We start from the raw sequence: 14,503 nt of genomic DNA on the forward strand, positions 1-14,503 counted from the left end.
GCCCCTTTCACTGATTCAATATCAGTCTTATCATACAAAAACTCAGTGTGCGGGATTGTGAATTACATCACACGCTTTATATACAAAAAAAGAACAAAGCCCGAAGACTTTGTCCTTTGATCATCATTACATTTTTTCCGGAGCGGATACGCCGATCAGCTGAAGCGCATTGTTCAGCGTAATTTGCGTCGCCTTCATTAAAGCGAGACGCGCGCGGCTCTTCTCTTTATTTTCCGGATCGATGACTTTCTCCGCATTGTAGAAGCTGTGCAGAGCGGAAGCCAGATCATAAATATAGTTTGTGACACGGTGAGGAATGCGTTTTTCCGCCGCTTCTGCCACTGCCTCAGGGAAGCCGCCGATCGTTTTCAGCAGGTCATATTCTTTTTCTGATTGAATATGGCTGAAATCAAGATCTGCCGCCGGTTTAAGTCCCTGCTCCTCCCCTTGGCGAAGCATGCTGCAAATACGTGCATGTGCGTATTGTGCATAATACACAGGGTTTTCGTTAGATGTGGATACGGCAAGATCCAAGTCAAAATCCATGTGCGTATCAGCACTGCGCATCGCGAAGAAATAACGCACGGCATCCAAGCCGACTTCTTCAATCAAGTCGCGCATCGTTACGGCTTTCCCCGTACGTTTGCTCATCTTCATTTTTTCGCCGTTTTTGTATAAATGAACGAGCTGAATGATCTCAACTTCCAATGTGCCTTTCTTGTAACCGAGCGCTTCAATTGCCGCTTTCATACGCGGAATATACCCGTGGTGATCCGCGCCCCATACATTGATGAGCTTGTCGAATCCGCGGTCAAGTTTGTCTTTATGGTATGCGATATCCGGCAGCAAATAAGTGTATGAGCCGTCTTTTTTGATCAGCACACGGTCTTTATCGTCGCCGAACGTTGTGGAGCGGAACCATGTCGCGCCGTCCTCTTCGTATACATGGCCCTTTTCGCGAAGCGCCTCAAGCGCCTGATCAATTTTTCCGTTTTCGTACAGTGACGTTTCAGAATACCATACGTCAAACGGCACGCGGAAATTTTCCAGGTCGGAGCGAAGTTTATCAAGCTCGTACTTTAAGCCGTATTCACGGAAAAACGCCTGACGTTCGCTCTCCTCTTCATGTACGAAACGGTCGCCGAAATCTTCGGCAAGCTTTTTCCCGATGGCGATAATATCCTCGCCGCGGTAGCCGTCTTCCGGCATCGGTTTCTCGAGACCGAGCGCTTCAAAATAACGGACTTCAACGGAAAGCGCCAGGTTGTTAATCTGGTTGCCCGCATCATTAATATAGTACTCGCGGCTCACATCATAGCCCGCTTTAGAAAGAACGCTGCACAGCGCGTCACCTACCGCCGCGCCGCGCGCATGGCCTAAGTGAAGATCTCCCGTCGGGTTGGCTGATACGAATTCGACCTGAATCTTTTCGCCTTGTCCGATGTTTGTCTCTCCGTAATGTTCACCCGCTTCAAGCACGGACGGAATCAGTTTTGTTAAGTAGCTGTTGTTCATGTAAAAGTTGATAAAGCCAGGTCCCGCAATATCCATCTTTTCAATGGAAGCTTTGCCTTTATCAAATGACGCCACGATCTCCTCAGCGATTTGGCGCGGCGCTTTTTTTGCGATTCTCGCCAGCTGCATCGCCATGTTTGTGGAATAATCACCGTGTGTTTTTTCTTTCGGCGTTTCTAACAGTACGCTTGGAATCTGGCTTTCTTCCGCCAGGCCCGCTTTCAGAACGGCCGCTTTGATTTCTTCCTTCAGCACGTCCTTCATTTGTTCCGCAATGTTCATGCGTGAGTTCCTCCCTCATACGTGATCGTCATATTATGTAAATGCTGCTGCCCGTCTCCGACATGCATGTCATATGCGATGCTGATTCGGCCTTTTTCTTCACCGAGATCAGATTGAATCGATTTTGTGCTTGTTTCCAGCTCAAGCTCACCAAATGACATTTTATATTTCGCAATTGTGGAAGCTCCCGTTATGAAACGCTGATTCATTTTAACAGCGCCTGACCTCATGATCAGGACTTCGCCTTCGCTCACCTTCACAATCGTTTTTACTTTGCCTAGGTCGTGTTCTTCATAATAAGATAGATACACTTTTTGTTGTTTTACATAGTAAAATCCGGTAGTACGGAATTCGATGACTTCATCATTTCCGTCATCCTCGATCACAGACTTCACATGGAGTGTTATCGGTGTCTCTTGCTTCATTTTGACACGTCCTTTTCATCATTCCACTTTGACTTGAATAGTATAATCATTCAGCTTGTAAACTTCAACTGCTTCTATCTTACCATCATTGCTCATTAGATTTGAAGATAAACCTCATAAAAAGCAGTTCCTTATGAGAAGAGAAAATCATATCACTATGTCACCCAATCCGTAAAAAACATGACAGCAGCTTTTCAGAAACTCACACAGTCTCATCGAAGCTGCTGCGACTTCCAGCAACATAGATTGTGCAGCAGAAATGCCAACGATGTCAAAGCGCTGCGTGACAGCTATAAAAACGTCCGCCAAACACACGTGATTGCTGCTGTATTATGCCAAGTCATCATATTCGGCTGCGTGTTCGAAATCGTCAAAGCCGTCCCTTTCCGCTTTCACACGCCCCTTGCCGTATCAATGGGACTCGCGGTGTTCTGATTTTGTATTTATTGTATTTTATGCGGACGTACTTGCTGCAGCTTTTCCAGCATGTCAGCCTGTTCAAAAAAGGGCATGCGGGAGCGCTGACAGGAGCCGGGGTTTGGCGGATGCTCAGTTTCGCCATAAGTGAACTGCTGTTTTTAATCATCCTGGCTGCCATCCAGCAGATCGGCTCATTTATTTATAAACGATTTTTTTATCGCAGCTCTGCTTCTCTCAACTGTGAAATAAGCTACATCGCAATCGCTGACGGACCAGTCCCAACCGGAATCACCGTCATGGCTGTATAATCACTCGTGCGGTACACGGTTACGGTATTGTCGCCGGGCTGTGCTGCATAAATGTACTGATTATCAGGTGTTACGGCGAGGTCAAAGGCGCCGGGCAGAGACACGTTTGCAATGATCCTCTGTCCAGCCGTATTAACTACGTATAAGTTATTAATGAGAAACGGTTCACTATATGGCTCTAGAAAATAAGCCCTAGTGCTATCGCGAGAAAATACAATCGTCCTCAGCGTTTCAAATAAACGGTTGAAGTCGCCTCCCCTGCTTAATGGTGACAAACTGATCTCCGTTACACCTTTCGGCAGCAGCTCACCATTCAACACATACGCAAAATTCCCAGCGTAAGGAGTGGCAATGAAACTGGGAAATTCAAATGTATCTATGATACTTTCTACCAACTGCCCAGTATTTACATCATATTTATCAACCGACCAACTGCTTCCATTAGCGGTATAGACATACTGTCCATTCGGATCAAGAGCAAAGTCTAAAGCGCCGGGTATCGGAATGACATCAATGACCGATTGAGAGGCCATGTTGATCATATATATAGATCCGGCGGCCATCACGTACGCGAACTCATCTGTTGAATCAAATTCAACCTTTCTCGGCCCTCCTCCAACAGTGATGGTATTTATGATGGTTAATGTTTTATTATCTAGCACTGAGACAAGGTTGGTATTCCCATGGAGGACATACGTGAAAGCTTTATCGAAAGTAACGCCTAGATTAGTTGGCACGTGAGAAAAAGGGATTGTTTTTACAACAGTGTTTAAATCTGAATCAATAACCGAAACCGTGCTGTCTCCTGAATTGGCTGTAAACACATACGATTGAGGGTCTGGCGGTGGCGGTAAAACAAGCGTCCCGGTCACCGTAAGCGGACTGCCGTAGAAAGGCGGTACAATGAGAAGATCTTCCACTGTTATTTGACTGAAATCAGGACAGCGGCCAGACTGCGCTGCATAATAAACAACTTGATCAATCTCTTCAGTATGAATCACAGAAACAGACCCGTCCCCTTGTCCATATTGATTTCGTACAGGCGACACACTGACAAGAAGCGTAACGGTCCCTTTTACTCTCACGGCATATCGAACACCGATATCTTCTGGTTCCGGCCCAGTCTGGATTAAGCAAGGCTCACTGATACATAATAAATGAGCAGTACTCCATGTAACCGTCGCAGCTGCTTCGGCAGAATCAATGGTGAACCCCTCGGGAATGTCAATCGGCACTTGAAACGGCGCTTCTCTGCTAATTTCCTCATCACAAAAACAGAAACAATTTTCCTGTAAAGCAGACAGATCATTCTTTTTCATGAATTCACGTCCTTTTAGAAATGTACAGCATGCAGTTGGTTAAATCACAATATCTCCCGGTGAAACCCCAAGAGATATCACAGTCTCCACAGAATAATCATCCGTGTTGTAAACAGTGATGTTCTGCTCTAAAAAATGAGCAGCATACAGAAATTCGCCATTCGGAGTAAACGCAAAGTCTCTTGCCGATTGCGGAACATTTCCTATAACGCCTGCACCATTCGGACTGACAGCATATAAATTGCCAGTGAAGCTGTCATGTAAATACACCTCTGATCCACTCGTAAACATTACATATTGGCCATCAGGCTCCAGCTCTTGGGTAATGCTGATCGTAAACGTATTTAAGTCAATAACCGTCAAATAATTGAATAAGAATTCTTGTTCTAAGACATACGCATACCGCTCCGGCCAATTTGTTTCTATGGATGATACGATAAGCTCTCGTTCAATCGTTCCTGTGACTTCACCGGTGAATAGGTCCACTTTTTGCACTAAACCAAAATCAAGAACATAGGCGAATAACCCATTGGGATCAATTGCAAAATCAAATCCTTCCACAGGAATCGACCTATCCACAGTTAACGTATCAATTCCAATCACATAAATCGCAGTATCGCCGAGAACATAAGCAAACTCATGATTTGGGATGCATTTTATCGATCCAGGCGGCTGATCCAGCAGTATGGATGCTGTCACTGTTAAAGTGTCATAATCGATGACAGAAATCACATTATTGTTGAAGTGCAAAACAAACACAGCGCTTTTATCCGGAGTTATTTCAATACCTGTCGGCCGGTACGGTAGAGCAATCGTTGTCACAACAGTATGAGTGTTTGTATCAATCACAGAAACTGATTGATCATTTGGATTCGCTGTAAACGCATAAACGGGTTCCGGCTCAGGAACAAACACAATCGTGCCCGTCACCGATAAAGGACTGCCATAGAATGGCGGAACGACAATAAGGTTCTCGATCGTAATGTCACTGACATCCGGGCAATCATCGGGTTCATCAGAATAATAGACGACTTGGTCAATCTCTGCATTGCGGATGACAGAAACAGACCCGTTCCCTTGTCCATATTGATTTCGCACTGGTGAGACACTGACGAGAAGCGTAACAGTTCCCTGCAGGCGCACTGCGAATTGAACACCGATTTCATCAGGCTCTGGCCCCGTCTCAATGAAACAGCGTTCAATGACACAAGAAAGGCTGTCTGCATTCCACGTCACGTTTGCAACAGCTTCAGCCGGATCAACAACAAACCCCTCAGGCAATTCAATCGGCGCTTGAAACATCGCTTCACGGCTTGCTTCTTCCTCGCAAAAACATAAACATTCTTCTTGTGCGGCTCCTGCTTTTTCTTTAAAGGAAAGCTTGTTATTTCTCATATCTTCACTTCCTTTTCAGACATACACTGCTCACGCAGATACAACAGAATATGGGAAGGTGTATTTGTTTGCTTGTACAAATTGTGGGGATAATAGTGGATTTTTGAAATGATATCCGCAGACATGCGGTTTTAACGAAAGAAAACATTGCGGTATTTTTGCGCTATCCTTCCGAATGAAAATGATAAAATATGTCATATACATAACGTGGAAGGGAGGGATTGGGAATAGTGGCGAGTGTTTTATCATCTTCAGCGGTTGGAGAAAAAATCAACGAATGGTATATGTACATTCGAAGGTTCAGCATCCCGGACGCCGAGTACTTGCGGAGAGAAATCAAAGAAGAACTTGCAGGTCTGGAAGATGATCAGGATCTTCATCTATACTATTCTCTCATGGAATTCCGCCACAATCTGATGCTCGAATACCTCGAACCGCTGGAATCGCAGCGGATAGAAGAACAGCCGAGACTATCGGATCTGCTCGCGGATATTGATAAAAAGCAGGCCCGGCTGACCGGACGTCTTGATTATTATTTTAATTTTTTCCGGGGGATGTATGAGCTGGAATGCCGTGAATATCTTTCAGCGATTCAGTTTTTTAAGAAAGCTGAATATAAGCTTGATTTTGTCAAAGATTGTATCGAGAAAGCTGAATTTTATTTTAAGATGTCAGAGTCCTACTATTATATGAAACAGACATATTTTTCTATGGATTATGCCCGGCAGGCTTATGAAATTTATCATAAGCAGGAGGCATATAATATAAGGGTGCTTCAGTGCCATTCATTGTTCGCTACCAACTTTCTTGACTTAAAGCAATATGATGAAGCAATTCAGCATTTTAAAAAGGCTTATGCCATGGCAGAGGCAGAACAGCAGCCACAATTAATGGGCCGGACTCTATATAATATCGGACTTTGTTTTAACAGCCAAGAAAATTACAAACCAGCCATTGATTACATAAAACGGGCAATAGCTGTTTTTGAAGATGGGAACATCATCACTTCTCTCCCGCAAGCCTATTTCTTAATCACACAAATACATTATAAAATCGGAAATATGGCCATAGCCAGACAATATCATGACAAAGGGGTATCTTATGCAGAGGAGGCAGAAGATTCCCTATATATAGTCGAGTATGAATTTTTGGAATCTTTGTATGTCGGTGAGCCTGATGAAGAAGCAATCATGGAATGTTTTGACTTTCTCAGAGATAAATCGATGTATGCTGATCTTGAAGATTTTGCCTTAGATGTGGCAAAATATTATCATGAAAGAGAAAATTTCGAGAAGGCTTCCGCATATTTTTTAAAGGTGGAAGAAACAAGACAGCAGATTCAAGGAGGTGTGAAGTTGTATGAAATTGAAGTATAAATTAGCACTTACTTGCTTGGCAATAAGCACTGTTTTTGTTTCAGCCGACATCGCAAGTGCACCGAAACATCAATTTGAAGTTGCTCAGCGCGGAATGATTTAAATGATGATTACTTTTAGGCTTGCAGGTTAAACTGCAAGCCGTTTTTTATATAAACAACTAATTTGCAAAAACAAAAAGTATACCTTAAAATTCAAATGTGTAAAAAGTATTTGACACATATACATATATTATTTAAAATAAATATATATAAATTTGAAAATTTAAAATAAAAACAAAAATATTTAAGGAGGGTTTTAGTGGATAACAATATTAAAAAACTTAGAACAGCAGCTGATATTTCACAAAATGATCTGGCTAAGCTCTGCAATGTGACCAGGCAAACCATCAATGCAATTGAAAATAATAAATATGACCCGACTTTAAGTCTGGCTTTTTCGATAGCTCACGCATTAAATACGGGAATAGATAAAGTATTCAACTATAACGCCAAAAAAAAGTAAGGGAGCGGTTCTTATGAAGAAAATGGATGAGATGCAAAAACACCAATCGGGTATAGCCGCCAGAATAACATTTAGTTTTTATACTGTCGCTTTACTGATATGGTCATTAATAGATTATTTTAAAAACGGAAATACAGGATGGCAATTTCCAATACTTTTAATAGGCTGCGCGCTCTATTTATGGATTCAAGTTTATCATAATCGAAAAACAAGGTAACAATTCCAATACACTTCCGGAGGATTATACAGCAATGTACGAATATAAGTTCATAAAAGTAGAAGTAAACCGATGGAAAGGAAAGCCTAAAGAAGACTATAAAGAAATTATTGAAAAGTATTCGCAGCAAGGATGGAAGCTGGTTCAAATATTTGCTCCTCCTATTTCAGGTTATGGGGCAGCCGATTATTTTGATATTATTCTTGAAAAAAAAGTATAAATGTTTCAGTACAAAGAAAGCCGGATCATACATATGGTCCGGCTTTCTTTGTACTGAAATAAGCCAGCAGATACCTTAACGGATTTCACCTCTTAAATATTTTTTCGGAAATCCGCAATTCAAATAGCTTCCAATATATTTTATTATTTAACTTGCTGGGGATATTGAAAAAATTGGAGGAAAAAATGAGTCTACTTTTAAAAACACAAAATAGTAAAGCGATTTTTACATTAGTAGCATCAGGAATCATTGTTCTCGCTCTTTTCAGTATAAAACATAATCATTTAAGCATGGATGTCATCGATATTTTAAACAGAGCTGGAATAATAGCTCCTAGTTGGATTGTCAGTGCTATCACTGCAACGGGTTCAGTCCTGGCTATCATTACTGTTTTAGGATCTCTTGGTGCAGGCTTGCCATTAGCCGTTTTAGAACAATTGGCTGCAGCAAGTACAGCAGCAGCTTAATATAAAACATTAAATTCAATATCCCTGGCAGTCCCTTAAACGAATGGATGAAAATACTTTGTTTAAAAAGAACGTTTTAGTCAAATTGTACATACTCTGTCTGATCTTATTTTTAATTGCTTTATTTACAGCATATTTTTATACAGATCCCGCTACAAATGTAAATAATCTAAATCGAAATATCCGTCCGGATTTTTTTCAGATTTTCTTTAATAATATTAAAGTAGCGAGTCTGCTTGTTTTTTTAGGCCCGTTGACGCTGTCACTTGGCACGATTGCAGTTTTAATTATTAATGGATTAATTTTAGGAAATGCCATAGGAAACATCAAAGACAATTTAAACCTTTTACTGCTTGTTATACCCCATGGAATAATTGAAGTCCCGGTATTGCTTCTTGCAGCTTCTATAGGAATGAAATTAACTTTGGATTTATTACTCCTCAAAATAAATTTAAAATTCACTTTTAAATATATTGGTATTATATTTCTCGGTTTAATGATAGCAGCTATGTTAGAAACATTTCTTACACCTATCTTTATAAAAGGAGTCTCTTAGGATTATGCAAATTGAATTATCTTCATTTAAGGACCGAAACATTAATTTTTTGTCCTCGTTTTTGTTTTATATTATCGGGTTAGCTTTTTATTTAAGTTCCCTATTGCCTTTTATGAAAAGTTTAATTCCCAAAAACATCCCTATACAAGTTGTTGAGCAAGTAAAACATTTAGATTATATCATTGCGATAGCCGCACTGTTACTTTTAATGTTCGGGGTGATTTTTGAAGGATTTGTATTATTTCTCATTATAAATTTTCTTGGCGCTCAAATTAAGATTAAAACCTTTTATTCCCTATTTATGTTTTCTAACATCCCGGTCGCAATTAAGTTTTTTCTTATATCATTCAAAAACATTTTCGCGGAACATCCAAACACTAGTTTATTTTTCACAAGTAATCATTTGATTTTTTCTATCTTTGATTTGTTCAATATTGCATACTTATTTCTTTTGTTTATTCTTCTGAAATGGAGAACAAATTTGAACTACCTGACAATCTCAGTTTTTATTTTTACGGCATTCCTGTATAGAATGTTTTTTTAGCATATATAAATAAACCCCCTCAATAGGGGTTTTTCTTTCATTTCGTTCACTGTATACAATTCCTTTTATATGCTTCCGAAACAATACCGACTCTAGTACTCACATTCCACTTTTTACAGAGACCGGCTATGATATATTCGACATTACGCTGCGAGTAGTTTAATGACTTAGCGATCTCTTTATTAGGTTTTTCAGCAATTATCAGTTTAATTACTGAAATTTCAATCTTTTTTAATTCCAATTCATTTTCTACTGCTGTTTTCATTCTAACTTCCTTTCTAAAAATGTATTTACTAAATAATACCCTATTATATAATTTTTATCAATAACATCAATTATTAATGGTAAAATAATATGTTGCTTTTACTAACTTCTAAGTAGTTTATATACAATATAAAAATCCCCCGCATGTTTCAAGCGGGGGATTTTCTTTTATTTCACAAACCCAAGCAGCATTTCACGAATCATCTTGCTTGCCGTGTTTGCGGTTTGTTCTGAGTGGTCATAGACCGGCGCAACTTCTACGAGGTCAGCGCCTTTTACATTGACTTCTGAGCGCGCGATTTCATGGATGGACGCGAGCAATTCTTTAGACGTGATGCCTCCTGCGTCAACCGTGCCCGTTCCCGGCGCATGAGCGGGATCAAGAACGTCGATATCGATGGTGACATAAACAGGGCGTCCCGCAAGCTGCGGCAGCACTTTTTTCAGCGGCTCAAGCACTTCAAACTTAGAAATGTGCATGCCGTTTTCTTTCGCCCATTCAAATTCTTCCTTCATTCCGGAACGGATGCCGAATGAAAATACGTTTTGCGGCCCGATGAGCTCGGCCGCTTTGCGGATCGGAGTAGAGTGGGAAAGCGGTTCGCCTTCATAATCCGTGCGCAGGTCGGTGTGCGCGTCAAAATGAATGATGGCAAGGTCCGGAAATTTCTTATACATGGCTTTTATGACAGGCCATGATACAAGGTGCTCCCCTCCCATGCCGAGCGGGAACTTTCCTTTTTCTAAAATGCTGTCCACGTATTCTTCAATCATATCAAGGCTTCTTTGCGGATTGCCGAACGGAAGCGGAATGTCGCCGGCGTCAAAGAAATTCAAATCAGCCAAGTCACGGTCGAGATACGGGCTGTATTCTTCAAGACCGATAGACACCTCGCGGATTCTCCCCGGGCCGAAACGCGAACCCGGACGGTAGCTGACCGTCCAATCCATCGGCATGCCGTAAAGGATGGCGTCCGCCTCTTTCCAGTCGGGGCGGCTTGCGATAAATACTTTTCCTGAATATGCTTCATCAAACCTCATGATAAAACCCTCGCTTTCCTGTAAAAAAGCGCAAGATTCGCTCCTGCGCCGTACGTTTTTATTTGATTAAGTCGCTCACAAATTTCGGAAGAACAAATGCCGCTTTGTGAAGCTCTTTCGTGTAATATTTCGTGTCGATGTCAAAGAAACGGCTGTCCTCCACTTCAAGCGGATCGTACTTTTTAGAACCGATCGTAAATGTCCACAGGCCGCTCGGGTACGTCGGGATATTAGCCGTATACAGGCGGGTGATCGGGAAGATTTCTTTCACGTCACGCTGAACGTTTGTAATCAGTTCCGGTGTAAACCACGGGTTGTCCGTCTGCGCGACGAAGATGCCGTCTTCTTTTAACGCCTTGGAAATTCCGGCATAGAAGCCTTTTGAGAACAGATTGACGGCCGGTCCGACCGGTTCTGTTGAATCAACCATGATGACATCATACTCATTCTCTGATTTCGCAATGTGCATGAAACCGTCATCGACTCTCACGTCGACGCGCGGATCATCAAGCTTGCCCGCAATGGACGGAAGGAATTTTTTAGAGTATTCAATAACCTTGCCGTCAATGTCGACAAGCGTCGCTTTTTTTACGCTTGGGTGCTTCAGAATCTCTCTGATGACACCGCCGTCTCCGCCGCCGACAACGAGGACGTTTTCCGGATTCGGGTGCGTAAATAACGGGACGTGCGCAACCATTTCATGATAGACAAATTCGTCTTTTTCAGAAGTCATGACCATTCCGTCTAAGAACAGCATGTTGCCGAATTCTTCTGTCTCCACCATTTCCAGATGCTGAAATTCCGTCTGTTCCGTATGTAATGTTTGTTTCACCTTTAATGTAATGCCGAAATTCTTCGTCTGCTTCTCCGTATACCAAAGCTCGCTCAATTGTCATCTCCCTTTCAAGGCTTATTTCATTTATTGTAAGCGTCTGTATCGCTTTTATTCCGGTTAAAATCTCATTTTCACCTAAGGAAAAAGTATAGAGGATGGAGGGGAAAAAGTAAAGAAGTGTCCGGTTTGATATGTTTAAAAAACCCCCTTTTTTCACATAATAATAGAATCATGAAAAAGGGGGTTCCCAAAAGTGGATAAAGTATCTGGAAAACAGCTCAGAATCACGTTCAAAATCATCCGCGCCTGCATCTTTCTGACACTGATCGGCGGAATGCTGGCCGGCGTCTGCTTCACATCCGTTCTTCTTGCAGCGAAATGGCAGGGGGCCCCCTCCGTCCGGGTTCCTCAGTCTACGATTCTTTATGCAAATGACGGCTCAAAGCTAGGTGAGACCGATTTCGGGGAAAAGCGCTACTGGGTGCGGTTAAAAGATATCAATCCGATAGCGGTGCAGGCCGCCATAGCGGTGGAGGATCAAAACTTTTACAATCACCACGGTTTTGATTACCGGCGGATGGCCGCCGCCGCGCTGGCTGACATAAAGGCAATGGCCAAGGTTCAGGGCGCAAGCACCATCACCCAGCAATACGCGAGAAATCTCTACCTTGAGCATGATAAGACATGGAAACGAAAATGGAATGAAGCATTTTACACGATCCGCCTTGAACAGAACTATTCTAAAAACGAGATTTTAGAAGGTTATGTAAATACGATATATTACGGCCACGGCGCATATGGAATTGAAGCCGCCTCGCGCCTGTATTTCGGCAAACACGCCAAAGATCTGAACGATGCGGAAGCCGTGCTTTTGGCGGGCATACCGAAAGGCCCGTCCGGCTATTCGCCATATGTCAGCGAAAAGAAGGCCAAACAGCGCCAGGAAACCATTCTCCGACTGATGATCGGCCAAAAAATGATCTCAAAAGAAAAGGCGGAAAGGCTTAAGAAAACGCCGCTTGCCTATCAGCCGCTGAAAAACAGAACCGCGGCGAAAACGGCGCCTTATTTTTACGATGATGCGATGAAAGAACTCGAGAAAAAGCTCGGCATGACGCGCGAACAGCTGGCAACGAGCGGATTGCGTGTTTATACGACGCTTGATAAGCGCATGCAGCGGATTGCGGAAAACACTGTGGCACATACGATCCGTACCGGCTCTGACATTCAGGTCGGCTTTTCCGCGATTGATCCGGCAACAGGGCGCGTGCTTGCGCTTCTCGGCGGACGTGACTACGAAAAAAGCCCGTTTGACCGGGCGACACAGGCGAAACGGCAGCCGGCTTCCACGATCAAGCCGCTTTTGTACTACAAAGCGATTCAAAGCGGCTTTACACCGGTCACGCTGATGAAAAGCGAAGCCACAGAGTTCCAGATTGACGACAACGGAGATACTTATTCTCCAAGCAATTACAACGGCTACTACGCCAATAAACCGATTACGCTGCTTCAGGCGCTTGCGTTATCAGACAACATTTATGCCGTGAAGACCCATCTCTTTCTCGGCATGAATAAGCTCGTGTCGGCGGCAAAGGAATTCGGCATCAGCGAACATTTAAAGCCCCTTCCGTCTCTGGCGCTCGGAACTGAACCCGTGCGCCCGATTGAGATGGTTAATGCCTACGCGATGCTCGCAAACGGGGGAAAACAAATCACCCCTTCCTTTATCACAAAAGTGACGGATACCGCCGGCAACGTCTTGTATGAACAGCCGCGCGGACATCAGCAGACGCTTGATAAAAAAGCCGCTTTTGTGACGGCGAGCATGATGACGGGCATGTTTGATCAGGATTTAAACGGCTATACTTCCGTCACGGGACGCACCATTTCTGACCGGCTGACACGAACCTATGGCGGTAAATCAGGCACGACGAGCGCAGACAGCTGGATGATCGGCTTTAACCCGGCTCTTGCCGCCGGTGTATGGACAGGCTATGACAAAAGCAGCACGATTGATTCAGTAGAGGAAAAAAGCTATGCGAAGACGATTTGGGCGGACTTTATGGAGAAGGCGCTCGAAGGAGAACCGGAAATAGCGCTTAAACCGCCGAAGGGCGTCACGGGCGTCTATATCGATCCCGCTTCCGGCTACACTTCGGGACCCGGCTGCGCCGCAAAGCATTATACGTATTTCATCGCAGGCACTGAGCCCGCGGATGTGTGCTACGGACCGGAACCTTCTAAAAAAGAAAAGGAACACGCCCCCGCCCGCAAAGAAGCTCCGCGCAAAAAATGGTGGGATAAGTGGCTCGGCAAAAAAGACTGAGCCCGGTGCATTGCGCGCCGGGCTTTAATCCGCGTCTTCCTCAAGCACCCACGGGAGCAAGAGTGAAAAGTCGAGATGGATAATAGGGTCAGGAAAACCCTTCGGTATAAAAAATGTTGTACTCGGCAATGAAAACGAAAAGCGGATATCTCCCGCCCTCTCGATATGAAAATTCGGCCAGCCTTCCCTAAGCCTGCCGACAATCGGATAGCTGCCCGCATAATGATGCAGGCCGTTTTCCTTTCCATGCTCCCCCAAATCGTGACAGACAGCCGGACGAATCCCAAACTGCGTAAACAATCTTGTTTTCTCGGCGGGAAGGAGATTCACCGCCTCGGAAAAGTTCCGGCAGCTCCCGCAATCGCAAGGATCAGGCCATGATTTTTCGTATTGTTTTCTCGTTTCCTCCGCATCTGCTTCAATGACCCATGGCCCGATTTCAAAGACGGTGAACATGATGAAACCTCCGCGTAAACATGAAAAACCCCG

The 14,503-nt window shown here is 43.4% G+C and carries 16 protein-coding genes and 1 pseudogene; 9 read left to right on the forward strand and 8 right to left on the reverse strand.

Annotation, left to right across the window (positions count from 1 at the left end):
• Nucleotides 1-126: 126 nt before the first annotated feature.
• The gene (gene argS / locus V7728_RS03265) at nucleotides 127-1,797 is read right to left on the reverse strand and encodes an arginine--tRNA ligase (protein ID WP_014419127.1); all 1,671 of its coding nucleotides are present in this window, start codon (nucleotides 1,795-1,797) and stop codon (nucleotides 127-129) included.
• A complete protein-coding gene (locus V7728_RS03270; RefSeq protein WP_007407634.1) occupies nucleotides 1,794-2,222 on the reverse strand; it encodes a DUF1934 domain-containing protein in 429 nt (142 codons plus the stop codon). The genes argS and V7728_RS03270 overlap by 4 nt, the downstream gene beginning before the upstream one ends.
• Nucleotides 2,223-2,375: 153 nt before the next feature.
• Here V7728_RS03270 and V7728_RS03275 point away from each other — a divergent pair.
• Nucleotides 2,376-2,881 (forward strand): annotated as a pseudogene (locus V7728_RS03275) (bacteriocin biosynthesis protein AlbG); the annotation flags it as partial.
• Nucleotides 2,882-2,892: 11 nt separating this feature from the next.
• Here V7728_RS03275 and V7728_RS03280 read toward each other — a convergent pair.
• Together V7728_RS03280 and V7728_RS03285 are read right to left on the reverse strand one after the other, a co-directional pair.
• Entirely contained in the window at nucleotides 2,893-4,269 is a 1,377-nt protein-coding gene (locus tag V7728_RS03280; RefSeq protein WP_309192586.1) for a YncE family protein, read from the reverse strand.
• A gap of 39 nt (nucleotides 4,270-4,308) precedes the next feature.
• On the reverse strand, nucleotides 4,309-5,664 hold the full coding sequence (locus V7728_RS03285; protein ID WP_015240776.1) for a YncE family protein: 1,356 nt from the start codon (nucleotides 5,662-5,664) through the stop codon (nucleotides 4,309-4,311).
• A 230-nt stretch (nucleotides 5,665-5,894) separates the two neighbouring features.
• Here V7728_RS03285 and V7728_RS03290 point away from each other — a divergent pair, with 230 nt between their 5' ends.
• From V7728_RS03290 to V7728_RS03320, 7 genes are all read left to right on the forward strand, one after another.
• The gene (locus tag V7728_RS03290) at nucleotides 5,895-7,040 is read left to right on the forward strand and encodes a response regulator aspartate phosphatase (RefSeq protein ID WP_015240777.1); all 1,146 of its coding nucleotides are present in this window, start codon (nucleotides 5,895-5,897) and stop codon (nucleotides 7,038-7,040) included.
• Nucleotides 7,024-7,143, forward strand: a complete 120-nt coding sequence (locus tag V7728_RS03295; RefSeq protein ID WP_015240778.1) for a PhrC/PhrF family phosphatase-inhibitory pheromone — start codon at nucleotides 7,024-7,026, stop codon at nucleotides 7,141-7,143. Before V7728_RS03290 ends, V7728_RS03295 begins: the two co-directional genes overlap by 17 nt.
• A gap of 197 nt (nucleotides 7,144-7,340) precedes the next feature.
• Nucleotides 7,341-7,544 (forward strand): helix-turn-helix transcriptional regulator, encoded by a 204-nt coding sequence (locus tag V7728_RS03300; protein ID WP_007407640.1) that lies wholly within the window; start codon nucleotides 7,341-7,343, stop codon nucleotides 7,542-7,544.
• A gap of 13 nt (nucleotides 7,545-7,557) precedes the next feature.
• A complete protein-coding gene (locus V7728_RS03305; protein ID WP_099567169.1) occupies nucleotides 7,558-7,761 on the forward strand; it encodes a hypothetical protein in 204 nt (67 codons plus the stop codon).
• Between the two features lie 34 nt (nucleotides 7,762-7,795).
• Nucleotides 7,796-7,981: a DUF4177 domain-containing protein gene (locus V7728_RS03310; protein ID WP_007407642.1), complete on the forward strand. Its 186-nt coding sequence runs from the start codon at nucleotides 7,796-7,798 to the stop codon at nucleotides 7,979-7,981.
• A gap of 185 nt (nucleotides 7,982-8,166) precedes the next feature.
• Entirely contained in the window at nucleotides 8,167-8,448 is a 282-nt protein-coding gene (locus V7728_RS03315) for a hypothetical protein (protein ID WP_007407643.1), read from the forward strand.
• A 43-nt stretch (nucleotides 8,449-8,491) separates the two neighbouring features.
• Nucleotides 8,492-9,004, forward strand: coding sequence for a stage II sporulation protein M (locus V7728_RS03320; RefSeq protein ID WP_099567170.1), 513 nt, complete (start codon nucleotides 8,492-8,494; stop codon nucleotides 9,002-9,004).
• A 590-nt stretch (nucleotides 9,005-9,594) separates the two neighbouring features.
• Here the strand turns inward: V7728_RS03320 and V7728_RS03325 are convergent.
• From V7728_RS03325 to speE, 3 genes are all read right to left on the reverse strand, one after another.
• Complete coding sequence (locus V7728_RS03325) at nucleotides 9,595-9,813, reverse strand: helix-turn-helix transcriptional regulator (RefSeq protein ID WP_003151056.1); 219 nt, start codon at nucleotides 9,811-9,813, stop codon at nucleotides 9,595-9,597.
• Between the two features lie 167 nt (nucleotides 9,814-9,980).
• Nucleotides 9,981-10,853, reverse strand: coding sequence for an agmatinase (gene speB, locus V7728_RS03330; protein ID WP_007614448.1), 873 nt, complete (start codon nucleotides 10,851-10,853; stop codon nucleotides 9,981-9,983).
• Between the two features lie 58 nt (nucleotides 10,854-10,911).
• Nucleotides 10,912-11,742, reverse strand: a complete 831-nt coding sequence (gene speE / locus V7728_RS03335; RefSeq protein WP_003151052.1) for a spermidine synthase — start codon at nucleotides 11,740-11,742, stop codon at nucleotides 10,912-10,914.
• A gap of 199 nt (nucleotides 11,743-11,941) precedes the next feature.
• Between speE and V7728_RS03340 the strand changes: the two genes are divergently transcribed.
• Nucleotides 11,942-14,014, forward strand: a complete 2,073-nt coding sequence (locus V7728_RS03340; RefSeq protein ID WP_076424675.1) for a transglycosylase domain-containing protein — start codon at nucleotides 11,942-11,944, stop codon at nucleotides 14,012-14,014.
• 24 nt (nucleotides 14,015-14,038) lie between these two features.
• Here V7728_RS03340 and V7728_RS03345 read toward each other — a convergent pair whose 3' ends face one another.
• Nucleotides 14,039-14,470 (reverse strand): hypothetical protein, encoded by a 432-nt coding sequence (locus V7728_RS03345; protein ID WP_012118690.1) that lies wholly within the window; start codon nucleotides 14,468-14,470, stop codon nucleotides 14,039-14,041.
• Between the last annotated feature and the right edge of the window lie 33 nt (nucleotides 14,471-14,503).

Origin of the sequence: Bacillus sp. JHAA (assembly GCF_036961585.1) — a bacterium.
In the GTDB taxonomy this organism is placed as follows: domain Bacteria; phylum Bacillota; class Bacilli; order Bacillales; family Bacillaceae; genus Bacillus; species Bacillus velezensis.

What these genes read in the sequence shown, in the direction of transcription:
- V7728_RS03325 (WP_003151056.1), bottom strand. Translation starts at nt 9,813, where the DNA reads ATGAAAACAGCAGTAGAAAATGAATTGGAATTAAAAAAGATTGAAATT.
- speB (WP_007614448.1), bottom strand. Translation starts at nt 10,853, where the DNA reads ATGAGGTTTGATGAAGCATATTCAGGAAAAGTATTTATCGCAAGCCGC.
- V7728_RS03270 (WP_007407634.1), bottom strand. Translation starts at nt 2,222, where the DNA reads ATGAAGCAAGAGACACCGATAACACTCCATGTGAAGTCTGTGATCGAG.
- V7728_RS03280 (WP_309192586.1), bottom strand. Translation starts at nt 4,269, where the DNA reads ATGAAAAAGAATGATCTGTCTGCTTTACAGGAAAATTGTTTCTGTTTT.
- V7728_RS03285 (WP_015240776.1), bottom strand. Translation starts at nt 5,664, where the DNA reads ATGAGAAATAACAAGCTTTCCTTTAAAGAAAAAGCAGGAGCCGCACAA.
- V7728_RS03320 (WP_099567170.1), top strand. Translation starts at nt 8,492, where the DNA reads ATGGATGAAAATACTTTGTTTAAAAAGAACGTTTTAGTCAAATTGTAC.
- V7728_RS03345 (WP_012118690.1), bottom strand. Translation starts at nt 14,470, where the DNA reads ATGTTCACCGTCTTTGAAATCGGGCCATGGGTCATTGAAGCAGATGCG.
- V7728_RS03295 (WP_015240778.1), top strand. Translation starts at nt 7,024, where the DNA reads ATGAAATTGAAGTATAAATTAGCACTTACTTGCTTGGCAATAAGCACT.
- V7728_RS03315 (WP_007407643.1), top strand. Translation starts at nt 8,167, where the DNA reads ATGAGTCTACTTTTAAAAACACAAAATAGTAAAGCGATTTTTACATTA.
- V7728_RS03310 (WP_007407642.1), top strand. Translation starts at nt 7,796, where the DNA reads ATGTACGAATATAAGTTCATAAAAGTAGAAGTAAACCGATGGAAAGGA.
- V7728_RS03305 (WP_099567169.1), top strand. Translation starts at nt 7,558, where the DNA reads ATGAAGAAAATGGATGAGATGCAAAAACACCAATCGGGTATAGCCGCC.
- argS (WP_014419127.1), bottom strand. Translation starts at nt 1,797, where the DNA reads ATGAACATTGCGGAACAAATGAAGGACGTGCTGAAGGAAGAAATCAAA.